Source organism: Chryseobacterium nakagawai, assembly GCF_900637665.1.
In the GTDB taxonomy this organism is placed as follows: domain Bacteria; phylum Bacteroidota; class Bacteroidia; order Flavobacteriales; family Weeksellaceae; genus Chryseobacterium; species Chryseobacterium nakagawai.
This window is the reverse complement of record NZ_LR134386.1, coordinates 3511271-3534183: the sequence shown is the minus strand read 5'-3', so window position 1 is coordinate 3534183 and position 22913 is coordinate 3511271. Positions and strand designations below refer to the sequence as shown.

General features: G+C 38.2%; 24 protein-coding genes. 22 read left to right on the top strand and 2 right to left on the bottom strand.

Annotation, left to right across the window (positions count from 1 at the left end):
- Positions 1–8 precede the first annotated feature (8 nt).
- The 22 genes from EL260_RS15985 (at position 9) to EL260_RS15875 (ending at position 20984) form a co-directional block, all read left to right on the top strand.
- Positions 9–635, top strand: coding sequence for a hypothetical protein (locus EL260_RS15985; RefSeq protein ID WP_102980679.1), 627 nt, complete (start codon positions 9–11; stop codon positions 633–635).
- Between the two features lie 238 nt (positions 636–873).
- Entirely contained in the window at positions 874–1353 is a 480-nt protein-coding gene (locus EL260_RS15980; protein WP_102980678.1) for a DUF2231 domain-containing protein, read from the top strand.
- A 12-nt stretch (positions 1354–1365) separates the two neighbouring features.
- A complete protein-coding gene (locus EL260_RS15975; protein ID WP_102980677.1) occupies positions 1366–2043 on the top strand; it encodes a response regulator transcription factor in 678 nt (225 codons plus the stop codon).
- Entirely contained in the window at positions 2040–3416 is a 1377-nt protein-coding gene (locus EL260_RS15970; RefSeq protein ID WP_102980676.1) for a sensor histidine kinase, read from the top strand. Before EL260_RS15975 ends, EL260_RS15970 begins: the two co-directional genes overlap by 4 nt.
- Positions 3417–3509: 93 nt before the next feature.
- Positions 3510–3773, top strand: coding sequence for a hypothetical protein (locus EL260_RS15965; protein WP_123856258.1), 264 nt, complete (start codon positions 3510–3512; stop codon positions 3771–3773).
- A 21-nt stretch (positions 3774–3794) separates the two neighbouring features.
- The gene (locus tag EL260_RS15960) at positions 3795–4559 is read left to right on the top strand and encodes a rubrerythrin family protein (RefSeq protein ID WP_102980674.1); all 765 of its coding nucleotides are present in this window, start codon (positions 3795–3797) and stop codon (positions 4557–4559) included.
- Between the two features lie 12 nt (positions 4560–4571).
- Entirely contained in the window at positions 4572–5075 is a 504-nt protein-coding gene (locus tag EL260_RS15955; protein WP_102980673.1) for a hypothetical protein, read from the top strand.
- A gap of 150 nt (positions 5076–5225) precedes the next feature.
- A complete protein-coding gene (locus tag EL260_RS15950) occupies positions 5226–5927 on the top strand; it encodes a VIT1/CCC1 transporter family protein (RefSeq protein ID WP_102980672.1) in 702 nt (233 codons plus the stop codon).
- Between the two features lie 40 nt (positions 5928–5967).
- Complete coding sequence (locus EL260_RS15945; RefSeq protein WP_102980671.1) at positions 5968–6870, top strand: bestrophin family protein; 903 nt, start codon at positions 5968–5970, stop codon at positions 6868–6870.
- Positions 6871–8409: 1539 nt separating this feature from the next.
- Positions 8410–8715 (top strand): DUF4134 domain-containing protein, encoded by a 306-nt coding sequence (locus tag EL260_RS15940; protein ID WP_102980670.1) that lies wholly within the window; start codon positions 8410–8412, stop codon positions 8713–8715.
- An 11-nt stretch (positions 8716–8726) separates the two neighbouring features.
- Entirely contained in the window at positions 8727–9059 is a 333-nt protein-coding gene (locus EL260_RS15935; RefSeq protein WP_102980669.1) for a DUF4133 domain-containing protein, read from the top strand.
- On the top strand, positions 9056–11449 hold the full coding sequence (locus EL260_RS15930) for a TraG family conjugative transposon ATPase (protein ID WP_123856257.1): 2394 nt from the start codon (positions 9056–9058) through the stop codon (positions 11447–11449). Before EL260_RS15935 ends, EL260_RS15930 begins: the two co-directional genes overlap by 4 nt.
- Positions 11450–11999: 550 nt before the next feature.
- Entirely contained in the window at positions 12000–13814 is a 1815-nt protein-coding gene (locus EL260_RS15920; RefSeq protein ID WP_041461709.1) for a reverse transcriptase domain-containing protein, read from the top strand.
- A gap of 260 nt (positions 13815–14074) precedes the next feature.
- Positions 14075–14707 carry a DUF4141 domain-containing protein gene (locus EL260_RS15915; protein WP_102980667.1) on the top strand — a complete coding sequence of 211 codons (633 nt, stop codon included), beginning with the start codon at positions 14075–14077 and terminating at the stop codon, positions 14705–14707.
- 1 nt (position 14708) lies between these two features.
- Positions 14709–15701, top strand: a complete 993-nt coding sequence (traJ, locus tag EL260_RS15910) for a conjugative transposon protein TraJ (protein WP_034978607.1) — start codon at positions 14709–14711, stop codon at positions 15699–15701.
- 12 nt (positions 15702–15713) lie between these two features.
- Positions 15714–16337, top strand: coding sequence for a conjugative transposon protein TraK (gene traK, locus EL260_RS15905; RefSeq protein ID WP_034978609.1), 624 nt, complete (start codon positions 15714–15716; stop codon positions 16335–16337).
- Between the two features lie 11 nt (positions 16338–16348).
- On the top strand, positions 16349–16618 hold the full coding sequence (locus EL260_RS15900) for a hypothetical protein (RefSeq protein WP_051880051.1): 270 nt from the start codon (positions 16349–16351) through the stop codon (positions 16616–16618).
- Between the two features lie 4 nt (positions 16619–16622).
- Positions 16623–17915: a conjugative transposon protein TraM gene (traM, locus tag EL260_RS15895; protein WP_123856255.1), complete on the top strand. Its 1293-nt coding sequence runs from the start codon at positions 16623–16625 to the stop codon at positions 17913–17915.
- Positions 17916–17934: 19 nt separating this feature from the next.
- The gene (gene traN / locus EL260_RS15890) at positions 17935–18831 is read left to right on the top strand and encodes a conjugative transposon protein TraN (protein WP_034978612.1); all 897 of its coding nucleotides are present in this window, start codon (positions 17935–17937) and stop codon (positions 18829–18831) included.
- 7 nt (positions 18832–18838) lie between these two features.
- Complete coding sequence (locus EL260_RS15885) at positions 18839–19396, top strand: conjugal transfer protein TraO (RefSeq protein WP_051880052.1); 558 nt, start codon at positions 18839–18841, stop codon at positions 19394–19396.
- A gap of 11 nt (positions 19397–19407) precedes the next feature.
- Complete coding sequence (locus tag EL260_RS15880; RefSeq protein ID WP_123856254.1) at positions 19408–19848, top strand: TraQ conjugal transfer family protein; 441 nt, start codon at positions 19408–19410, stop codon at positions 19846–19848.
- A gap of 146 nt (positions 19849–19994) precedes the next feature.
- On the top strand, positions 19995–20984 hold the full coding sequence (locus EL260_RS15875) for a DNA adenine methylase (RefSeq protein ID WP_034978618.1): 990 nt from the start codon (positions 19995–19997) through the stop codon (positions 20982–20984).
- Between the two features lie 318 nt (positions 20985–21302).
- Here EL260_RS15875 and EL260_RS15870 read toward each other — a convergent pair whose 3' ends face one another.
- Positions 21303–21746 (bottom strand): JAB domain-containing protein, encoded by a 444-nt coding sequence (locus tag EL260_RS15870; protein WP_034978620.1) that lies wholly within the window; start codon positions 21744–21746, stop codon positions 21303–21305.
- Between the two features lie 61 nt (positions 21747–21807).
- Entirely contained in the window at positions 21808–22881 is a 1074-nt protein-coding gene (locus tag EL260_RS15865; RefSeq protein WP_034978622.1) for a DUF932 domain-containing protein, read from the bottom strand.
- Positions 22882–22913 lie beyond the last annotated feature (32 nt).

Here is a 22913-nt window from a genome sequence, read left to right as displayed (position 1 = left end):
ATCATCTTATGGAACAATTAATCATCATAGGGCTATTATTAGTTATCATCCTACTACTTTGTGATAGGAAATTTACAAATCAGCATCCAAAGGAAAAAAGTGCCGAAGCTCACCTAACTGTGCCCTCTATTATGGGAAAAACAAAGATAGAAGAAAGAAAGTTACAGCCATCTGATGCTGATCAAGGACAAGGCGAATCTAGTGTCATTAATGTAAATAATTTTGATTCAGAAACCAAGGAGGAGGTATTTGAAAATACGGCTTCAAAGAAAGAACTTGACGAGATACTGGTCAAAAATAATGATTGGGAATACGAGGAAGAAGACTGGCAGTACCAGGATGATTCTAAAATAGAAAGCGGGTTTGCTACAGGGGTTACCTTTCAGGAATTGAGTACTGCGGGACAGTTGCTTCAGCAAGAGGTGCTGGAGACTGACTTAGAAAAGCAAGCGGTCAACATCATTCAAAAAATTCAGGAAACCGAGCTTTTTGATCTTTTAGAAAATTCATTGGGTGATGCATCAAAGCGAATTGTCGCTTTGCTTAGCCAGAGTATTTCGAATAAAGTTGAGGACATTTCTGTCAAGAAGCGTCAAGATAATGCAGAGGGTTTCGACATTGGGGAGTTTGTTTAGGCAAATTCCCCTTATGTCTTTAAAAGCTCAGTTAAATTAGTCTTACCATAGTATTTTTTCTTAAGCCATAGACTTACTTTCACAAACAGTGTAAGTGCCAGGACTTCAACCAATGGACCAACGAAACAAAAAACATCTCACTGCTATTTTATCTGTACTAAAATATCTTTAGAAAAACTTAAGAGTACGCTAAGAAAATTCAAATACTACTTTTATAATCTTTGTTCAAAAGTATATTATGATTAGTTCAACACATTTACATGCTATGGTCATCCATTTTCCCATTGCATTACTTCTTATTGGCTTTTTTAGTGATTTAATTGGTATTATATTTAAGAAAATATTTTTTAAGCATACTGCCTTTTACTTATTAATTTTGGGTACATTTGGTACAATAATTTCTTATTTTTCGGGTGATTCTGCAGGTGAAGGTATGGAAAGTGGCATATTAGGCAAAGCAATTGAAATGCACGCAGAAGCAGCACTTTTAACATTATGGCTTGCTATTACCACAGCTATTTTATATACTGCTGTTGATGTATTCAGATTTACTAACAAATGGATAAAACTCATCCGTTTTCTAGTATTTGCCATTTTAATTGGATCTGTTTGTCGTACCGCTTATTTAGGAGGACAGCTAGTTTACAATCACGGTGCAGGCGTAGAACTGGCATTACCTAATTTTAATGAAAATGAGAGCAATTCTAATCCAGAATAATTATTTAAAATTATGAGAATTTTACTAGTGGAAGATGAACCTTCAATCTCTGGCTTTTTAAAAGAAGGACTAGAAGAAGAAGGTTTTGCAGTAGATGTTGCTGATAACGGAAGAGTGGGTTTAGAATTAGCCCTAGATTTGGTAAATGAATATGATATTCTATTGCTAGATTGGATGCTTCCTGGTATAAGTGGAATAGAAATTTGTAGGAATGTTAGAAAAGTAAACAAGCGAGTGCCCATTATTTTTTTGACCGCAAAGGATACTGTAGATGATACTGTTTTTGGTTTAGAAACAGGTGCTAATGATTATTTGAAAAAGCCTTTTGCTTTTGAAGAATTACTTGCAAGAATAAGGGTATTGATGCGAAATAGTACAGGTGAACAATCCCAATTTACATTTCGAGATATTGCGATGGATATTGATGCACATCAAGTAACTAAAGACGGAAAAGAAGTTATACTCACCCAAAAAGAATTTGGGTTATTAGAATTATTGCTGCGTAACAAGGGAAAAGTATGCCGCCGCTCCAGGATTATGGAAAAAATATGGGACATTCATTTTGATAAAGACACTGCAGTTATCGATGTTTTCATCAATGGATTACGAAAAAAATTAGATACTGATGGTAAAGAATCTATCATTCAAACTATTAGAGGGGTTGGATATAGAATTAATGACAACGAATGAGGTTAAGTTTCAAAAAAAGAATAGCGACTTATAATTTGATCGCAATTGCTGTCTTGACCGCGATTGCTTTTGTCGTTATTTATGGTGTAGTTTATTATACTTCTTACAAGCATTTAGATGAGGATATTATTACAGAAAAAAACGAAATTTTTGCTAATTTAGATTGGGACGATGACCAAATCATCATGAATAAAATGCCAGAATGGGAAGAGGCAGAACACAGTCAAATCGAAGTAAACCCTACATTTATACAAATAGTGGATTTGAAAGGGAACACTATTTTCAAATCTATCAATTTACAAGACAGTCACTTTCTTTTTAATCCAAAAAATAAATCAACGGTCTTTTATAACGAAACTATTAATAATCAAAAAATAAGACAAGGTCAATTTCCTGTATTTAATAATAATCATAAAATAATAGGACAATTAACAATTGGCGTTTCACAGCAGGAATCCTACAATGTTTTACATAACTTATTGATAGTTTTAATTTTAACATATTGTGTTATTCTATCCATTTTATATTTTATTATGTCTTTTGTAGCTTCCAAAGCTATTGCACCCATACATCAATTGGTTGATTCAGCTTCACAAATTGATTATACCAATATTAATTCCCGATTGCCATTACCCGAAAATCAAGATGAAATACACCAATTAGCAACTACCATAAATCAACTTTTGAACAGGTTAGAAAATAGTTTTTACCAGCAAAAACAATTTACATCAGATGCTTCTCACGAGATGCAAACCCCTTTGGCTGCAATAAAAGGAATTATAGAAGTACTTCTAAGAAAGCCACGAACTGCCGAACACTATGAAGTAAAAATGCAAGAAGTACTGCATCAAACCAATAGGTTATCACAATTACACAATCAATTGTTGCAACTTGCCCGTTTAGAATCCAGCGTTCTTATTGCGAATAAAGAACCTGTAATTCTACATACAGCCATTGGAAAAAGCATCGAAAATAACGAATCACTCCTCACAAAAAATAGCATACATATCCATAATAATCTTCCGCAAGAAGCTATCGTTTCTGCAGATATTCTTTTATTGGAAATGATTCTTGATAACCTCATTTCTAATGCCGTAAAATACAACAAAACAGATGGGAATATTTACATTTCCTATAATTCTTCTGATCAAATTTTGTGCGTAGAAGATGATGGTATTGGAATAGAAGCGGATAAATTACCCTTACTATTCAATAGATTTTATAGAGTTGATGACTCCAGAAATTCTCAAATACCTGGAAACGGAATAGGTCTTTCCATTGTAAAAAGATTGTGTGAAGTACAAAACATCATACTTACCGTAAACAGCGTCAAAGATCAGGGCACCTCATTCTGTTTACAATTTATTTCCTAAAAAACTTTAGTTGATTTTAAGAATTCACTTAGAAAAGTAAAAGATAGCCAGTGTTACCTTTGCTTTATAAATAATCTTAAAATCAATTAAATTATGAAAGCGCAAACAATCACCCTTGCATTACTTCTTGTAACATTAAGTTTTTTTTCTTGTAAAAAAAATGAAAAATTAGAGTCAGAAGCATCTAGTACAAAAGTAGATACCACTAAACATTTCCAAAATACAAGAGCTGCAACTTCTGAAAAAGAAGGGAACGAAACTTACGAAAAAAAAGAAACCGGCGAAGTCAGCGAAAGAAAAGAAAATAGTGAAGCAGGTGAAAAAAATGAAGCTAACGAAAAAAATGAGAACAAGTAAACTGATCAATGATAAAAAAATATGAAAACTATTATTTTTAAAACTCAAAAAGGTAGATCTATTATTATAAATAATAAATTTGCTATCCTAGCAAGTCTTGTTCTAGTTGCCTCTCTTTTTTTGAATTCTTGTAAAAAATCAAATGAGAATAGCAACGAAATGAAACCTCCAGCTGAAGCAGGTACCACAAATAAAGAATCCTCAGAGCAAAAAGCAATTTCTGTAGAACGGGCAAAGGTAAAAACAGTCGCCAATATGCAAGAAGCATTTAATGGTGAATCAAATGCAACCGCTCGATATGCTGCTTTTTCTAAAAAAGCGGAAGAAGAAGGATTTAAAGAAATTGCATTACTATTCAAAGCAGCATCTTTGGCTGAAAAAATACACGCTAACAATCACAAAGCGGTATTAGAAGAGATGGGAGTTGTAGTAAAAACACCAACTATTGACGTAAAGGTACAATCTACCAAAGAAAACTTAGAATTTGCCATAAAAGGAGAAGCTTATGAAGCAGCGACGATGTACCCCACATTTCTTAAAGAAGCAAATGCAGCGGGAAATCAATTGGCTTTAATGAGCTTGAATTATGCTTATAAAACCGAGAAAAAACATAAAGAATTTTATGTACTTGCATTGGCTGCACTAAACGGCAATAAAACAAACACTTTGGCTTCTACTTATTTTGTTTGCCCTACTTGTGGTAATACGTATGAAACAACAGCACCAAAACGCTGCGGAATTTCTATGACAAGTGGCGAGAAATTTATTAAAATCAATTCACTTTAAAACGTAGAAATAATGGATCAAGCACACATACATTTGCTCATTACTCATCTGCCTATATTTGGTTCGCTTTTGGGAACTTTAGTTTTAGGATATGGTATCTGGAAAAAAAGCAATACAACGAAAACGGCAGCACATTATATCTTTATTATTTCTGCTTTAGGGGCTGTCATTGCCTACATAACAGGAGAAGGTGCAGAAGAAACGGTAGAAAATATACGGGGTGTTTCAGAAAATATAATAGAACAGCACGCTGATTTTGCAGCGTATGCACTTACAGCATTTATCTCTGTAGGAGTTGCATCGCTCATTACAATATATCTTGAATTTATTAAAAATTCGTTGGCAAAATCATTAACATTGGTAACTCTTTTTTTAGCAATAATCAGTTTTGCTTTAGTGGCTCGAACTGGCTATCTTGGAGGTCAAATAAGACATACCGAAATTTCATCAAGCACCACTATTCAAAACGGTAATGAAAAGAACAATGAACAAGGTGAAAAACAAGATGATGACTAAAAATACATTATTTATCGCAAGGAAATCTATTTAAATATCAGAGCGATTCAAAAAGAATCGTTCTTTTTTTATTAAAATTGATCAACATTATCTCCACTCTTTATTTTGTAATTATATTTACCAATCACAACAATCCGAAAAACTCAAAAAATGATAACAATCGACAACTATTTAGATAATCATTACATTCACCGAAGCAATTGGCTGCGAGCAGCTGTTTTGGGAGCAAATGACGGAATAATCTCCATTTCCAGCCTTGCAATAGGTGTTGCAGCAGCAAGTTCCACAAGAGAGCCAATCCTTTTAGCCACAATTGCCGGTTTAGTTGCAGGAGCTTTGTCTATGGCAGCAGGAGAATACGTTTCGGTAAGTTCACAAACCGACACAGAAAAAGCTGATATTGAAAGAGAAATTATAGAGCTAAAAGAAATGCCCGAACAAGAATTGCAAATATTGGCTCAAATTTATGAAAAGCGAGGTCTTAAAAAAGAAACCGCATTGCAAGTAGCAATAGAACTTACAGAAAAAGATGCATTAGCAGCACACATTAGAGATGAATTGGGCATTAATGAAATCAGCCAGGCAAATCCTATTCAGGCTGCGTTAGCATCGGGTGCAGCTTTTACAGTGGGCGGTGTTTTGCCGCTTTTGATCATACTTTTTGCTCCTGTAAAGGGAATGGAATATTGGCTTTATGGTTCTACCATAATTTTCCTTGTTATTTTAGGGACAATGGCAGCAAAAACAGGTGGTTCTAATATTCCAAAAGCTATTTTAAGAATTACCATTTGGGGAACTATTGCAATGGTTTTATCAGCTTTAGTGGGTTATATCTTTGGTGTTAAAGTATAATTAAAAATTAATAGTCAAGTTTAATTAACAAGATTAAAGAATGATAAAAACTGAAAAGCAAGGTTTATTGCAATTGCTGAAAATTTCATCTCCGTTTATTGTAATCACTACAATTTATACAATATTGGTACTTGGACTTGAAGAATATTTTGGTGATCATATTTATAAAATATCAGGACAAATCGGTTCTGTATTTGGACTTGCGGTTGCATTTTTCTTGGGTTTTAGAATGAATTCTGCCTACGACAGATGGTGGGAAGCAAGAAAAATATTTGGTGAACTTACAAACAATACAAGAAGTTTTGTAACAAAAATATATGCTTACTATGGAAATAAAGAGAATTTCAAGGGATCTGGGGAATCAGATGTAAAAATAGAAGCTCAAAAATTAATAGAGTTGAGTATTTTATACATTCGCCAGCTTAAAAATGAAATGCATAACAACTTTAAGCCAAAATTTAATGAAGAAGAAACACAACTATTAAAACGCTTTAAAGTAAATAGCAGCAATAAAATTTCAAATGAAATTTTATTAGCACTCGCAGAAAGCTTTGAAACAGATTTTGCATCAAAAGCTAATTTTGAAAAAAATGACTTAATGCAGCATATTAATCGTTTCTACGACATTCAAGGTAAAGCAGAAAGAATAAAGAATACTCCTTTTTTAATGATTTACAGTGCTTTTACAAAAATTATTGTGAGTTTCTACGTCATTCTTATTCCATTATTTATTGGCGATATCGATTTGGGCGGAGAAGAAAGCCGTTTTGAGTTATTAGCAATTCCAATTATGGTTATCATTAGTTCTTCTTTTTTAACCATCAATAAATTGGCAAATTTATTCGGAGAACCATTTTCTGAAAATAAAACATCTGTAACAATTAATGAAATCTGTATTACGATTGAACAAAATTGTAACGAAGTAAAAAATAAACTTTTATAAATTTTTTCAATTAAGTTTATTTTAGATTAAAAACGGAATTAAATGTCCGTTTTCAGTCAGAATACTCAAAATCAGCACTCTTTTGTCATTCCGTAGGAGTCTAAACGGTTTTATTTCAGTGTGTTTAAATTCTTTCAGAATGACAAAAATAATACTTAGACTAAATTCTTATTGATTTTTGACATTCAAAAAACGGATATCTATAGTAAGAGGCAGTCTACGAAAAAGTAAAATTTCGTACGTTAATGATAAGATCTATTAATATTTGCAATTTAAATAGATTGACTAAATGATTAAAACTTTTCTTAACAATCTAAACTTCTCTTTTTTTAAGCTTATTACGATCTTCTCAGACATAGTCTAAGGTAAATTGAATATGCTTACCATCTTAATGGAGAAAGATGCTTAAGTAATTCTTATAAAGCTCTTGCCGAGGCATTATTAGCTTCCCCCTTATTAAGTTCCGAAGTAACTCTCCATCTAAGTTCCGTACTCATTCTCCAGTCGAGCATAAGATTCTTTCAATTTTATCCAATTCCCATAATGCTACAACAAGTCCGTTTTTGCCTTGGATAACTTCCAATCTTTTTGGCAATCAGTGAAGCTGTAACAGTTTCATTTTTTATAGAAGCTGCAAACCTTCATATTTAGGCCTAGTTTTCAATAATCTTTTTGCTTTTGATTGTTCCTCCTATATGTTCTGATAACGCAAAATACCCCGTAGATACTAAAATAATAAATAGCTTCTTATCATTCAAATCTCTGATTTTTTGGGCAAATTTGAACCCCACTAACTACATCCAAAGCAAGTACCTGATCGGTAAACTCCGAAGTATCAGTATAATATTCTTCTACTGTAAATGAGAGTTATGATAGAGAAGCCCATCTAAAAACATAGGTTGCATCTCTTACTGCTACGTTGATAGCCCTTGTATTAAATCAGTGAAAGAACAAAAGCAGGCTTGGACGAAGCACGGAAAAGAGGTAAGAAAATAGGTGGCAGGAAAGCATTAAGTAAGGAAGCAGCAAAAAGCTATTATTGCAGAAAGTTATTATATGAGGGGGATAAAAAGCTTCAACGAAATTGCCACTGACTTGAAGATTTCGAAAATGACATTGTATAAGTATTCTAGAGAATGAAATGTAGAAAGTACAGCTTACAATTGGAAGTAATTTATTTGATCTATAAAAAACGAATTATTTAATAGATTATAGCCTAAGCGAGTTATATTTTCCGTTTCGTCGACTGACCCCTGACTTGATCGTTTTTACTGGATAAAGTTAAAAAACTTTTAAAGTAATTTTCCTAAAAGTGTTGAAACTTATTAAAAGTTAACACTCTAATCGATGATTTCATTCTTTAAAATTCCCCACAAATTTGCAAGTAATTATAAACGATTGCCGGAAAGTTTAGCGCTGTTCAACTGCCAAAAGATTCCCTAAAGCGCCACACAGTTAAAATAATTCCTAAGCTCAGTCATCTTTGTCCCATAGTTCCGCAAAGTGCGGCACACCATAACAAATTGATGTGTTTCAATTATGAGAAAACAAAGAAAAAAATTACTGCTATTAGGTCTAAGCTTTTTAGCAGTAACAGGTGCCTTTGCCCAAGGCAATGGTACCGCAGGAATCAATGAGGCGACCCAGATGGTCACTTCTTATTTTGAACCGGCAACCCAACTCATTTATGCCATTGGGGCGGTCGTCGGACTGATAGGCGGAGTGAAAGTTTACAACAAGTTCAGCAGTGGTGACCCCGACACCAGCAAGACCGCTGCCAGCTGGTTCGGCGCGTGTATATTTCTGATTGTAGCTGCAACGATCCTCCGTTCATTCTTCCTTTAAATTTTGTTACTATGAATACCTATCATATCAACAAAGGCATCGGAAGGACGGTAGAGTTCAAAGGGCTAAAAGCCCAATACCTGTTCATTTTTGCAGGAGGATTATTGGGGATACTCGTATGCGTGATGGTCATGTACATGGCTGGCGTCAATACCTATCTCTGCCTTACGATTGGCGGAGCAAGTAGTGCTATTCTCATCTGGCAGACCTTCTCACTCAACGGAAAATACGGCGAGCACGGACTGATGAAATTGGGAGCACAAAAAAAGCATCCCAAGTATATCATCAGTCGAAAATGCATCTACCGCTACCTGAAAAGCAACCGTCAAAAAACTTCAGCATGAGAAATACCTCCAAAGCCGCAACGCTGGAGAGTAAATTTCCACTGCTTGCGATAGAGAACGACTGCATTATTTCAAAAGATGCGGATGTCACGGTTTGTTTCAAGGTCAGGCTACCTGAACTCTTTACGGTGGCATCTGTGGAATATGAAGCGATCCATTCAGCCTGGTTCAAGGCCATCAAGATCATGCCTGATTTTACGGTCGTCCACAAACAGGACTGGTTTATCAAAGAAAACTATAGCCCGGATCTGTCCAGAGAAAACCAGAGCTTTCTTTCAAAATCTTTTGAAAGACATTTCAATGAGAGACCATTCTTAAACCACTATTGCTATCTGTTCATTACGAAAACCAGTAAGGAGAGAATGCGGATGCAGAGCAACTTTTCCTCGCTGTGCAAAGGCAAACTGATCCCAAAGGAGATCAAAGACAAAGAGGTAATCAGTCGCTTTATGGAAGCTGTCGACCAGTTTGAAAGGATCATGAATGACAGCGGTTATATTCATCTGGAAAGAATGACCGAAGATGAGATCTCAGGAACCGAAAGCCAGTCAGGAATATTGGAGCAGTACCTGACCCTGTCGAGAGAAACCAATCCTTCTTTGCAGGATATCAAACTCGGATCAGAAGAAATGCGCATCGGCAACAACCGGATCAGTATGCATACTTTATCCGATACCGATGACCTGCCCGGGACGGTCTCATCACATAGTCGATATGAAAAGTTAAGTACCGACAGGAGTGGCTGCCTATTGTCTTTCGCATCTCCGGTAGGACTTTTATTAAGCTGCAATCACATTTATAACCAATATCTGTTCATTGACAACAGCGATGAAAACCTGAACAAATTCGAAAAGTCTGCCAGAAACATGCATTCATTGGCAAGATACAGCAGGGCGAATCAGATCAACAAGGAATGGATAGAGAAATACCTCAATGAAGCTCATTCATATGGTCTCCAATCCATCCGGGCACATTTCAACGTGATGTCTTGGTCTGATAATCCTTCAGAATTGAAACAACTGAAAAATGACACCGGAAGTGCATTGGCACTGATGGAATGCAAGCCCCGTCACAATACGACAGACACGGCAACCTTGTACTGGGCAGGTATTCCCGGAAACGCTGGTGATTTCCCAAGCGAAGAAAGCTTTTACACGTTCATTGAACCAGCCTTGTGCTTTTTCACCGAAGAAACCAATTATCAGGATTCACCCTCACCGTTCGGGATCAAGATGGCTGACCGTCTGACAGGAAAGCCTATTCATCTGGATATATCAGACCTACCCATGAAGCAGGGCATTATTACCAACCGGAACAAGTTTATTTTGGGACCTTCAGGAAGCGGTAAATCCTTTTTCACCAACCATATGGTCAGACAGTATTATGAACAAGGAGCTCACGTATTACTGGTCGATACCGGAAATTCTTACCAAGGCTTGTGCGAGCTGATCAAGGGCAAGACAAAAGGGGAGGACGGCGTATATTTTACCTATACAGAAGACAATCCGATTGCTTTCAATCCATTCTATACCGATGACGGCGTTTTTGATATTGAAAAAAGAGAAAGCATCAAAACCTTGATCCTCACACTATGGAAAAGGGATGATGAACCACCCACCCGTTCAGAAGAGGTTGCTTTGTCCAATGCTGTTAGCGGATACATTGAACAGATCAGGAGCAAAAATTCCCATCCCTCATTCAATGGATTCTACGAGTATGTGAAAGATGACTACCAGAAAGTTCTGGAACAAAAGAAGGTCAGGGAAAAGGACTTTGATATCGCCAACTTTCTCAACGTGTTGGAGCCTTATTACAAAGGCGGTGAATACGATTACCTGTTGAATTCAGAAAAACAACTTGATCTCTTGTCCAAGCGATTCATCGTTTTTGAGATCGATGCGATCAAAGACCACAAGATCCTGTTCCCGATCGTGACCATCATCATTATGGAGGTCTTCATCAACAAGATGCGAAGGCTCAAGGGGATCAGAAAACTCATCCTCATTGAAGAAGCCTGGAAAGCGATTGCCAAAGAAGGGATGGCGGAGTACATCAAATACCTTTTCAAAACGGTCAGGAAATTTTTCGGAGAAGCCATTGTGGTGACCCAGGAAGTGGATGACATCATCCAGTCACCGATCGTCAAGGAGAGTATTATCAATAATTCAGACTGCAAGATCCTATTGGATCAGCGCAAGTATATGAACAAGTTCGATGATATCCAGGCAATGTTGGGATTGACTGACAAAGAAAAATCTCAGGTACTCTCTATCAATATGAACAACGATCCGAAAAGACTCTACAAGGAAGTCTGGATCGGACTGGGCGGAACTCATTCTGCGGTGTATGCTACGGAGGTTTCCACCGAAGAATATCTGGTGCGCCCATAAGGGCATATAGTGAATGTGGTTTGGCAACCACTGGGCAAGTGTTTATAACGCCCATCAACAGCCGACTTATCCGAACGGGAAACCCGACGGGGAGTGTAGCATGTCGGAAAAGCCATAAGTCAACTAATTGTCGTGTTGCGACTGAATGGCGAGTTGAAAAGTTAGATATAAGGATGAAGTCTTGATTGATTGAACGACAGTCCGAACGGTCAGTTCTTAGGCAGTGACGGAAGACAGTTACCAACGTCACTTTGTGGTAATATCCTAATGACAGGTAGTAGTGATAGCATAAACAGACCACAACGTAACTGCAATAAGCAGAAAAGGGCGAACATCGCATCCGACAATCTAACGTGCCAATAGTTGCTATATGTCTAAATGGGGATTGCCTAAGTCGGAATGCCACAGGCGTGGCTATGGAAAAAGCTCCTGAATATCCGATACGGCAACGGAGTCTCCGTAGTAGTCCGAGCAGGGGAAAGCCCTGTACATGGCGAAGGGAGACAGTCAATTTAGTTTAATACGATTAACGGAAAATGTGAGAGACATTATGAGAAATCCAGAAAAAGTATTGAACAGTCTAATAAGGCACAGCGGAAACACGGACTATAAGTTCGAAAGGCTATACAAGGTTCTGTTCAATGAAGAGATGTACTTTATCGCCTATCAGAAAATCTACAGTAAAGTAGGCAATATGACGGCAGGAGTTGATGGAAAGACCATCGACGGAATGAGTATATCCCGCATTGAAAGGCTGATTGCATCGTTGCGAAACGAGACCTATCAGCCAAACCCATCCAAGAGGACATACATTCCGAAAAAGAACGGGAAGAAACGTCCGCTTGGTATACCATCTTTTGATGACAAATTAGTGCAGGAGGTTATCAGAATGATATTGGAAGCAATTTATGAGGGTAGCTTTGAGCATACTTCACATGGGTTCCGACCCAATAGAAGCTGTCACACAGCCCTATTAAGCGTCCAACAGTCATTCACTGCTGTACGGTGGTTCATCGAGGGCGATATAAAAGGCTTCTTCGACAATATCAATCACGAAATATTGATTGGTATCCTAAAGGAGCGTATCGCTGACGACAGGTTCATTCGGTTGATACGAAAGTTCCTCAATGCAGGGTATATTGAAGATTGGGTGTACCACAAAACATACAGTGGCACACCGCAAGGTGGGATTGTAAGCCCCATCCTTGCCAACATTTACCTTGATAAACTCGATAAATATGTCAAGGATTATATCAAGGACTTCGATAAGGGTAAAAGAACTACGGCAACACGCCAGTACAGGCTACACGAACAGAGACGATACCGCTTGGCCAAGAAACTCAAATGTGAGACAGACGAAACTGTCAGAGAGCAGATGATTAAGGACATCAAAGAGTTGAGACAGGAAAGAAACAAATATCCAGCTTATGACAAGATGGATGGCAGTTTCAGAAAGTTAAAATACGTTAGGTATGCGGACGATTTTCTTATCGGGGTCATAGGTAGCAAAGAAGACTGCAAAAAGATAAAGGAAGACATCAAGGTTTACCTTGATGAAAAACTGAAACTTGAACTGTCTGATGAAAAAACCTTGGTGACTAATGCTAAGAAACCAGCCAAATTCTTAGGCTTTGATGTCTCCGTGCGAAACTCCGATGAATCCAAGAGAGATAAGCACGGTAGAACCGTAAGATGTTTCGGAGATAAGATTGTACTCCGTGTCACAGTAGACGTGATGAAGAAAAAGCTACTGAGCTATAATGCCATGAAACTGGTAAATAAAAAAGGCACAGAAGTTTGGAAACCACGCTCACGCTATTACATGAAAGACTTGGATGACTTAGAAATCATCAGTCAGTACAACGCTGAAATACGGGGCTTTTACAATTATTACTCAATTGCCAACAACAGCTCGTTTGTCCAGTCATTTTCTTACATCTTGGAGTACAGTATGTACAAAACGTATGCACTGAAATACCAAACTTCAATCAGTCAGGAAAAGACTAAAAGATGTATCAACGGAGTATTTTCCATTCCCTACAAAAACAGGAAAGGAGATATAATGTACAGACGCTTTTACAAAGAGGGTTTCAAACGCCAAAAAGCTGCCCGTGGTGCTTACGTGGATAGTTTACCTGTCACAGTTACCATTACAGGAGGAAGAAACAGCCTTATAACAAGGTTGCAAAACCAGAAATGCGAATTATGCGGTGCCAACGAGAAATTGGAAATGCACCATATACGCAAATTGAAAGACCTGAAAGGTAAGCAAGACTGGGAAAAACGAATGAGTGCAAGGAGAAGAAAAACCTTGGCATTATGCTCAAAATGCCACGATAAGATACACGCAGGCAAGTTAGACTGAATAAATTGATGGAGAGCCGTATACCTGGAGACAGGTACGTACGGTTCGGGGGAGAGTTCTTGGAAACCTACCATAGTCAATATGGCAAGGCGCCGGGTTCTTATCCTACGCTTACACTACTGAGGAAACAGAAAAGATGGAGGTGATGAATCTCGCCTCTGAACTTGATGGTAATGTAGAACATGCCATCAAGAGGATCTCCCTTAGGAAGATCAAACCTAACAAAGACAATTAATTCAATCATTTAAAATTTAAGAACAATGAAAAATTTGATTATTAAAACAGCAATGGTAGCCATTTTCGCAACCGCAACTTACGCAAAAGCACAATTCGTAGTGACCGATCCGGCTAACCTCGCATCAGGAATTCTGAACTCCGCCAATGAAATTGTGCAGACCTCATCAACCGTTTCCAATGTCGTCAAGAACTTCAACGAAGTTAAGAAAGTATATGAGCAGGGTAAGGAATATTATGATAAGTTGAAAGCCATCAATAATCTGGTCAAAGATGCCCGAAAAGTTCAGCAGACCGTTCTGATGGTAGGAGACGTATCAGAAATATACGTCACCAATTTCAGCAAGATGCTCAATGATCCCAACTTCAATGCCCAGGAGCTGACGGCGATCGCAAACGGCTACTCAGCATTACTGACCGAAAGTACAGAACTGCTGAAAGAGCTAAAAGAGATCATTACGGCAAATGGCCTTTCGCTCAATGATAAAGAAAGAATGGATGTGATCGACCGAGTGTACAAAGAGGTCAAAGAGTACCATAATCTTGTAAGATACTACACAAATAAGAATATTTCTGTCAGCTATCTGAGAGCAAAAAAACAGAACAATACCCAAAGGGTATTGGATCTTTACGGTACATCAAATCAAAAATACTGGTAAGATGGAACCTAGCAATTTACACGAAGTCCTTCGTTCGGTCTATGATGAGATGATGCCATTGTGTGCCGATATGGCCGCGGTCGCAAAGGGCGTGGCTGGCCTGGGCGCCTTGTTCTATGTGGCCATCAAGGTATGGCAGTCACTCAGCCGTGCCGAACCGATCGACCTGTTTCCAATGCTAAGACCATTTGCCATCGGCATCTGCATTATGTTCTTTTCAACATTGGTACTGGGAAGTATTAACGGTGTTTTAAGCCCGATCGTTCAGGGTAGCCATTCAATGTTGGAGAATCAGGTGTTGGATCTGAACGAATTGCAGCAAAAAAAAGATCTTCTCGAACGAGAGGCCATGCTCAGGAATCCCGAAATGGCGTATCTGATCTCGGATGAGGAATTTGACAAAAAGCTTGACGAGCTAGGCTGGTCGCCATCTGATCTGGTCACGATGTCAGGAATGTACATTGAGAGAGAAATGTTTGATATTAAGAAGCAGATCAGGGACGGTTTTCGAGAGTTCTTAGAAATCCTCTTCCAGTCCGCAGCGTTGGTGATTGATACAATCCGGACCTTTTTCCTCATTGTACTTTCTATTTTGGGACCCATTGCATTTGCCATCTCTGTATGGGATGGTTTTCAGACCACACTGACGCAATGGCTGACGCGATATATCAGTGTTTATCTATGGTTGCCGGTTGCTGATATTTTCAGTGCCATACTGGCCAAAATTCAAACACTCATCATTGAGAAAGATATTGAAATGCTGGCAGACCCGAACTTCATTCCTGATACTTCTAATACCGTCTACATCATCTATATGGTCATCGGTGTTGTCGGATATTTTACGGTGCCAACTGTCACAGGATGGATCATTCAGGCAGGTGGTGCCGGAAACTTTATGCGCAATGTCAACCAGACCGCTACAAAATCAGGCAACATTGCAGGAGCGGCAGCGGGTTCGGCAACAGGGAATATTTCAGGCAGACTATTAAAATAAAAATACGATCCAATGGAATTTAAAACTTTAAGAAATATAGAGAGCAGCTTCAAGCAGATCCGCTTATTCACCTTTGTTTTTGCGGTACTCTGCTTTGCAGTAGTGGGCGTTGTTGTTATCAAGTCCTACCAATTTGCTGAAGAGCAACGTCAGAAGATCTATGTATTGGATAACGGCAAGTCGCTGATGGTAGCACTCTCGCAGGATATGTCGATCAACAGACCCGTTGAAGCGAGAGAGCATGTAAGACGATTCCATGAATTGTTCTTCACTGTTGCACCGGATAAAAATGCCATTGAAAGCAATGTCAAAAGAGCTTTCAATCTGGCAGACCAGTCTGCATTCGATTATTATAAAGACCTTCAGGAGAAGGGCTATTATAATAGGATCATCTCAGGGAACATCCAGCAGAGGGTCGAGGTTGACAGTGTGGTGGCTGATTTTAACAATTATCCATATTCGGTCAAGACGTATGCAAGACAGTTCATTATCAGGTCCAGTAATCTGACGATACGAAGTCTAATCACCAACTGTTCATTAGTGAACTCCGTGCGGTCAGACAGCAATCCCCAGGGATTTACCATTGAAAAATTCAATGTCGTTGAAAACAAAGATGTTGAAACTGTTGAACGTTAACAATAAGAACAATGAAAAAAATAAGAGATATAATAGAACGCCATGTCTTAAAGGCAGATCAAAAATGGAAAGCGCTACCCACGGTGCAGCAGCGGTTAATGACTAAGCTTTTTTTTGGATGTTATGTCGTTCTTACAGTTGCTGTGCTGGTAAGCATAGCCATTTCGACTGGAAATAAGAATAACACCATCTCGATCAGTCACATCACCACCTTTTCAGACCGCGTTGATGTGGGAAATACTGCAAATGATAACCGCACGAATGCCCCGATTAAAAGATAAACTTATGAAAGATTCAAATACAATTAAGATCACTGAAGGTGATTCACCGCAATCTGAGCAAGAACCAAAAAACTTTCAGAATTCACAGTGGGAGCGACTAAAGAAGCCGGTCATTTATTTTTTGATGGCAGCGGTTTGTGCAGGTTGTTTTTACCTCATTTTTAAGCCTAAGGAGAATACAATTGTTGATGATTCCGGTTTTAATGCGGGTATCCCGCAGGCCAAAGATGATCAGCTGCAATCTGATAAACAAAAAGCGTATGAACAGCAGCTCCTCGAGCAAAAAGATGAAGCGAAAAGAAATGCGATCACCACTTTATCGGATTACTGGTCTGACGAAAACAATAAAGGCAGTAATCCCGACGGAAATCCACTGACAGGCAGTTCGGACGGCCTTCCACCGTCTGATCAGAATGCTGTCAAAAGTTATCGCAATGCGCAGCAAACATTGAGTTCCTTCTACAGTCGTGACGATCGTGAAGTAAATAACCTCAGAAATGAAATCTCCAGATTAAAGAATGAGGCTCTTCAGAACAATGCTGTCCCTGCAGGTATGGGCGTCAATGACCAGCTGGAACTGATGGAGAAATCCTACCAGATGGCTGCCAAGTATCTCCCTGTCAATAATAAGGAGGAGGGATCAGTATCTGGAACAGATGATGTGAAACCATCTACTCAAAAGGATCCGCTTTTCACAGCAGCAAAACCAGTCCGTCAAAATGTTGTCTCATCCTTGTACAGGGAACCGTCAGACAGTGCATTTATAACAAGTTTGAATGATCGTTTTTTTGGATCTGGCCATGATATTAAGGATGACAGGCAAGTCGGTAATGCGATTAAAGGCACTATACAGGAAACAAAGACAGTGACTTCTGAAAGTACTTTATCCATAAGACTTGTGGAAAATATGCGCCTCGGCCGCAAGGAGATTCTCGCCGGAATCTCACTTAAAGCTACAGGAAAGTTTCAAGGTGGGAGACTGCAGCTTATCATTTCATCCATCGAATATCAGGGCAGTATCTACCCAGTAGAAATCAATGTTTATGACAATGATGGTCAGCCAGGTTTGTATGTTCCATATTCACCGGAACAAAATGCCGTAACCGACATTGTGGGCAGTATGGGGCAAACTTCGGGCACCAACATTATGATGACCCAATCAGCAGGTCAACAGATCGCTGCAGACATGAGCAGGGGCGTGTTGCAAGGCTTGTCGGGCTATTTCCAAAAACGAGTCAGACAGCCCAAAGTCACTGTAAAGTCTGGTCACCAGGTATTTCTGATATCTAAAAAATAACAACAAAAATTAAAGAAAAATGAACAAAAATAAAAGTCATTATCTCTTGATAATTCTGTTTCTGCTCTTTGCGAGCAGATCGTCCGCTCAGGATTCTATATCAAGTCATCTGCCATTGGAAGAGGCAAAATTAAAATCCTTCAAAATGCAGGTCACGTACAACAAGACTTCCCATCTGCTGTTTCCTTCACGAATCCGCTACGTTGACCTCGGAAGTGATCTGTTGATCGCCAGTAAGGCTGATCCTATCGGAAATGTTCTTCGTGTCAAATCTGCCGTCAGGGATTTTGAAGAAGAAACGAATTTTTCGGTAATCACAGAGGATGGGAAGTTTTACAACTTTGATGTCTATTACAGTTCTTTTCCGGACGTGCTCAGTTATGATTTGTTAAAGCAGCAAAGAAGCATGGAACAACAATATTCTACGGATGTTTTGTTTGAAGACCTCAAGGGAAGTTCGTCTTCCCTAACAGAACTGATCATGGAAAATCTGTATGAAAAAAGCCATAGAACGATCAAACACATTGCTTCTAAGAGCTTTGGAATTCAGTTCTCAGTGAGAGCACTCCATGTCAATGACAACAAATACTATTTTACTTTACAGCTTAACAACAGCAGTAATGTAGCCTATGAAATCGAATGGGTCACTTTCAAAATTGTCGACAAGAAGATTTTAAAAAGAACCGTTGTTCAGGACAAATTATTAGTGCCGATTCGGGTCAATATGCCGCTTACTTCAGCTTCTCACCATTCCGACCTGATGGGAATTTATTTATTGGATCAGTTTACGCTTTTGAAAGATCAGGTTTTAGAAATCGAAATTCTGGAAAAAAATGGTGGACGGCATCAGAAAGTAGAACTTGAAAATAAAGATCTCATCAATGCAAGATTGATTAGCGGTTTAACTATAAAATAGAGGTATGATGAAAAAGATATTTTTAATAATAATAGCACTGCTGATGAATATTATGACTTATGCTCAGCAAATGATCCTGAAGCAAAAGGGTTTAGAAGTGTCGTATTCCGTATTTCCGCAGTCTCCTGAGAAATACAATTATGCATTAAGTGCAGGTCTAATTTCCTATGCTAAAAACGGTAATTATCTTTTCGGATATGCGGAATACAACAGACAATATAGCGAATATACCCATTACGATATTCCGATTGATACGTTTTTGTTCAATGGAGGATATAGCCTTTATCTGTGGGGAGACCTGATGCGAAATGTCAATTTAAATCTAGGCATAGGCGGGCTCGCAGGTTATGAACAAATCAATAAGGGAAATGAAATGATCTATGATGGCTCTATTATTAATTCTACCGGGAATTTTATTTACGGTGCCAATGGTAAGCTGTCCTTGGAAAGCTACCTGACGGAACAACTGGTTTTTCTGGTCAATGGTCAATTGCGCTATTTGCAGAATAGTCAGCTTGGACAGCTTCACGCTTTGTTTGGTTTTGGACTGCGATTTAATTTTTAAAATGTTACAAAATGAAAAATGTCATCAAACGTAAATTATCAATATTGTTCAGGTATTCGTTGCTCATGTTTATCGTCAGTTTGCTAATGAATTCTTGTCAAGACAACGATCTGGAAATCCAGCAGGACTTCCCATTCGAGGTTGAAATATTGCCTGTTCCATCGAAAATAGTAGAGAAGGAAACCGTAGAAATTCGTATTTCGCTCCTCACTTCTTCCAATTTTGATGGAACCTCGTACCGAATCCGTTATTTTCAGTTTGAAGGCTCCGGTCAACTTCGCTATTACAACGATGAGCCCTACCTGCCTAATGACGAATATCCATTAAAGCAAAAGCAGTTCAGGCTTTACTACACCTCTCAAGCTTCGGAATCCCATCAGTTCAGTATTTGGATCAAAGATAGTTTTGGAAACGAACGGAAGGTTGATTTTGAATTTGACAATGCGTCGTAAAAAATAACGTTAACTTGTAGATGGCTTGGTGTAAAACCAAGCCGTTTTTTCATAACTAAAATCATAATGACATTCAGAGCAAAATCAGGTCAATAACAGACTGAATAAAGTTTCAGCCTCTTCATTTAGGAGATTGCAAATAAAAAATGAATTATCTGGGATCTAAAATAAGACTGTCAAGTTTTATCTACAATGTCATATCAAACTCTGTAGATCAGAAACTGTCTGATTGCAGTTTCTTCGATCTGTTCGCAGGAACAGGAGCAGTGGGGAATTGTTTTTATAATAAAGTTAAGAGTATTGGGTACAATGACCGTGAATATTACAGCTATGTTCTCAATTCCGCATTTTACAGTGAAGTAGGCGGGCGGCAATACCAGTTGGTACTTGACGAACTCAATCAATTAGAAGGGGTGGAAGGATTTATATTTCAGGAATACTCGGAATCAGGAACGGCAGGGAGATTATATTTCTCCGCAAACAATGGAAAGAAAATTGATGCGATGAGGCTGAACATTGAACAACTGTTTCAATGTTCTGAAATAAATGAGGACTTGTATATTTTGTTGATAGCGACACTTCTTGTCGCCGCAGATAAGATTGCTAACACTGCATCTGTTTATTGCGCTTACTTAAAAAAGTTGAAAAAAACAGCGACGTTTACTATTGAACTAAATCCCATTAAAAGGGCTGTGAGATTAATAGAATATAAAGTCCACAAAGATGATAGCAATATGCTGATTAAAAATATCAAAGGAGACATATTATATTTGGATCCGCCTTACAATGCTAGAGAATACGGATCATACTATCATTTGCTCAATACCATTTCAATTTATGATACCAAATTTAAACCCAAAGGCAAGACCGGAATAAGATCTTATGAAACATCTAGATTCTGCCTGAAAAAAGAAGCGGATAAAGCGCTTCTGGAAATACTCAATACTGCTGATTTTAAGCATATATTTCTTAGCTACAATAATGAGGGTTTCATTTCATCATCCCGAATAAAAGAGATGATGACGGGTTTGGGGTACTATCAATGCTCATCTATAAAATACCCAAGGTTTAAAAGTCATACAGATGATAGAAAGTCCTATACTGAGGAATCTTTACATCATTTAATGAAATATTAAATGGATATTCTAATCAGCAACTTTTTTGAATAGTGAAGATCTTTGTTTTGGAAATTCAAATGTGTTGCTTCGATTGGTTGAAAAAGATGTTTTCGCCCGCAGAAAGAAATAATCTTTTCTCCGTCTTTCAAGAAAGACATAAAAAACTTTCCGCAACTGTTTTGATAAAGAAGGACAAAGAAGGCGTATCAAAAGGGTTGTATCATTATTAATGCGAAAAGACGTTTCCGACCAGCGGAAGGAATTGTCTTTTCGCCGTGTTTGAAAATACACGACAATTCAAATATTGCCGTGTATTTTATTAATTACAGAATCCATTTATAAATGACCTTCGTCGGCAAATGATAAATGATCGGTTGATGTCAGAATGAAATGATCGAGTAATTTAAGGTTTAAAAATTCTGATGCGCTCTTAATGCTCTGCGTAATTTTCAGATCCTCGGCAGAAGGTTTTAAATTTCCGGAGGGGTGATTATGTGCCAGTATCACAGCTGAAGCGTTGCAAAGCAGTGCCGCCTGCATAATAATACGGACATCGACAACAGTGGAAGAAATTCCTGATTCAGAAATTTTTCTAATTCCCAAAACCTTGTGAGCCTGATTGAGATACAGCGCAAAAAAAGATTCTCTGTAATCCATTTCATCACGGTCAAAGTACTCGCGGAATACCTCAACGGCATCTCTTGAACTACCGACCAATTTCTCAGAATTTCCTTTTCTGGAATAACTTAATTTTATCTCGTTGACAATATTGAATTTCATAGGTGTTGCTCTTGTACGGCAGAGACTTGAATTTCCCGTACTTAAATTTTAAAACTGATAGTTAATTCATAATTAAAGTTTCTGCGCCAGATCGGGCAAACTTGTCGCAAAGATCAAAAGCCTTTTGAGACTTCAACTGTGCGGTTCCTCCTAAGACTATGGATTGAAGTTTGGCTTCGTTATCCTTGTAATTTCTGACATTCTGAAAGTAACCTGTAACAGCATTGTAAGCACCAAACAAAGTTCCTTTCGTTGTCTCCATTTGTTGGCTTTCGCTGATCATCGCATAGGCAAATGCATCTTCAACGGTATTTTTAAATATGGTTGACAGATCATCAAAATTTCCTTTTTGTAAATGGTTCAGCATTACTTTATTAGGACACAGTGCCAATTGGATCAACTTTTTCATTTCATCATCACCGACCGTAATTTTTGCCCAATGGTTAAAGGTACTTTCTAATTCATTACTCAATTTATTCGCTAATCCCATGACTTTGTGGGCATCTTCCAAGCGTTGTTTTGCTCCTGCTGTATGTCTGATTCGTACCACATTGCTTATATTTTTTAGAGAAGCATTCAAGGTATTTTGACAGACAATGCGGACAGGGGTAAATGCGGCGGTGATGCTTCCGCTCCCATCGTGCGAGGTGGTAAGGAATATATATTTCTCTGTAATATCGTCACCGTTACCAACTCTTATGTAATCGGGTAATTTGGCGGTGATAAAAATGCGTTCACCATTTCCTAAAGCTCCTGCGGTCTCGTACAAGATTCCTTTTCCACCGCCTACAATAGCATCAAAAAATGAAAAGGCTTCACGGTTTTGTACGATATGGTAGTCTCTACCGACCACGCCTAAAACGGTGTTGTTATCGGTGCGGATATTAGCAAAATAGTTAGAAACTTCCAATTCTGAATCGATCATTTCTATTCCGTTGCTATTTTCTATAATGCCTGCACCTTTTGTAAATAGGGGAGACTTTTCTACCTCGTAGTCAAGTCCTGCAAATTTGATGGCTTCTTCACTTGTTGGGTATTCTTCTACGACCTGCCCCAAGTTGTGCCATGCTTTTTCCCTTACACTGAAAAATGAATATTTTCCTGTTCTGTTGTTGAAATTTAAATTATGTGCCATGATTTTGATATTTTGATTGTTAGAGAATTTTG

What these genes read in the sequence shown, in the direction of transcription:
- traJ (WP_034978607.1), top strand. Translation starts at nt 14,709, where the DNA reads ATGGAACCTAGCAATTTACACGAAGTCCTTCGTTCGGTCTATGATGAG.
- EL260_RS15915 (WP_102980667.1), top strand. Translation starts at nt 14,075, where the DNA reads ATGAAAAATTTGATTATTAAAACAGCAATGGTAGCCATTTTCGCAACC.
- EL260_RS15980 (WP_102980678.1), top strand. Translation starts at nt 874, where the DNA reads ATGATTAGTTCAACACATTTACATGCTATGGTCATCCATTTTCCCATT.
- EL260_RS15920 (WP_041461709.1), top strand. Translation starts at nt 12,000, where the DNA reads ATGAGAAATCCAGAAAAAGTATTGAACAGTCTAATAAGGCACAGCGGA.
- EL260_RS15985 (WP_102980679.1), top strand. Translation starts at nt 9, where the DNA reads ATGGAACAATTAATCATCATAGGGCTATTATTAGTTATCATCCTACTA.
- EL260_RS15970 (WP_102980676.1), top strand. Translation starts at nt 2,040, where the DNA reads ATGAGGTTAAGTTTCAAAAAAAGAATAGCGACTTATAATTTGATCGCA.
- EL260_RS15870 (WP_034978620.1), bottom strand. Translation starts at nt 21,746, where the DNA reads ATGAAATTCAATATTGTCAACGAGATAAAATTAAGTTATTCCAGAAAA.
- EL260_RS15950 (WP_102980672.1), top strand. Translation starts at nt 5,226, where the DNA reads ATGATAACAATCGACAACTATTTAGATAATCATTACATTCACCGAAGC.
- EL260_RS15865 (WP_034978622.1), bottom strand. Translation starts at nt 22,881, where the DNA reads ATGGCACATAATTTAAATTTCAACAACAGAACAGGAAAATATTCATTT.
- EL260_RS15975 (WP_102980677.1), top strand. Translation starts at nt 1,366, where the DNA reads ATGAGAATTTTACTAGTGGAAGATGAACCTTCAATCTCTGGCTTTTTA.
- EL260_RS15945 (WP_102980671.1), top strand. Translation starts at nt 5,968, where the DNA reads ATGATAAAAACTGAAAAGCAAGGTTTATTGCAATTGCTGAAAATTTCA.
- EL260_RS15880 (WP_123856254.1), top strand. Translation starts at nt 19,408, where the DNA reads ATGAAAAATGTCATCAAACGTAAATTATCAATATTGTTCAGGTATTCG.
- EL260_RS15960 (WP_102980674.1), top strand. Translation starts at nt 3,795, where the DNA reads ATGAAAACTATTATTTTTAAAACTCAAAAAGGTAGATCTATTATTATA.
- EL260_RS15940 (WP_102980670.1), top strand. Translation starts at nt 8,410, where the DNA reads ATGAGAAAACAAAGAAAAAAATTACTGCTATTAGGTCTAAGCTTTTTA.
- EL260_RS15900 (WP_051880051.1), top strand. Translation starts at nt 16,349, where the DNA reads ATGAAAAAAATAAGAGATATAATAGAACGCCATGTCTTAAAGGCAGAT.
- traK (WP_034978609.1), top strand. Translation starts at nt 15,714, where the DNA reads ATGGAATTTAAAACTTTAAGAAATATAGAGAGCAGCTTCAAGCAGATC.
- EL260_RS15965 (WP_123856258.1), top strand. Translation starts at nt 3,510, where the DNA reads ATGAAAGCGCAAACAATCACCCTTGCATTACTTCTTGTAACATTAAGT.
- EL260_RS15955 (WP_102980673.1), top strand. Translation starts at nt 4,572, where the DNA reads ATGGATCAAGCACACATACATTTGCTCATTACTCATCTGCCTATATTT.
- traM (WP_123856255.1), top strand. Translation starts at nt 16,623, where the DNA reads ATGAAAGATTCAAATACAATTAAGATCACTGAAGGTGATTCACCGCAA.
- EL260_RS15935 (WP_102980669.1), top strand. Translation starts at nt 8,727, where the DNA reads ATGAATACCTATCATATCAACAAAGGCATCGGAAGGACGGTAGAGTTC.
- EL260_RS15885 (WP_051880052.1), top strand. Translation starts at nt 18,839, where the DNA reads ATGAAAAAGATATTTTTAATAATAATAGCACTGCTGATGAATATTATG.
- traN (WP_034978612.1), top strand. Translation starts at nt 17,935, where the DNA reads ATGAACAAAAATAAAAGTCATTATCTCTTGATAATTCTGTTTCTGCTC.
- EL260_RS15930 (WP_123856257.1), top strand. Translation starts at nt 9,056, where the DNA reads ATGAGAAATACCTCCAAAGCCGCAACGCTGGAGAGTAAATTTCCACTG.
- EL260_RS15875 (WP_034978618.1), top strand. Translation starts at nt 19,995, where the DNA reads ATGAATTATCTGGGATCTAAAATAAGACTGTCAAGTTTTATCTACAAT.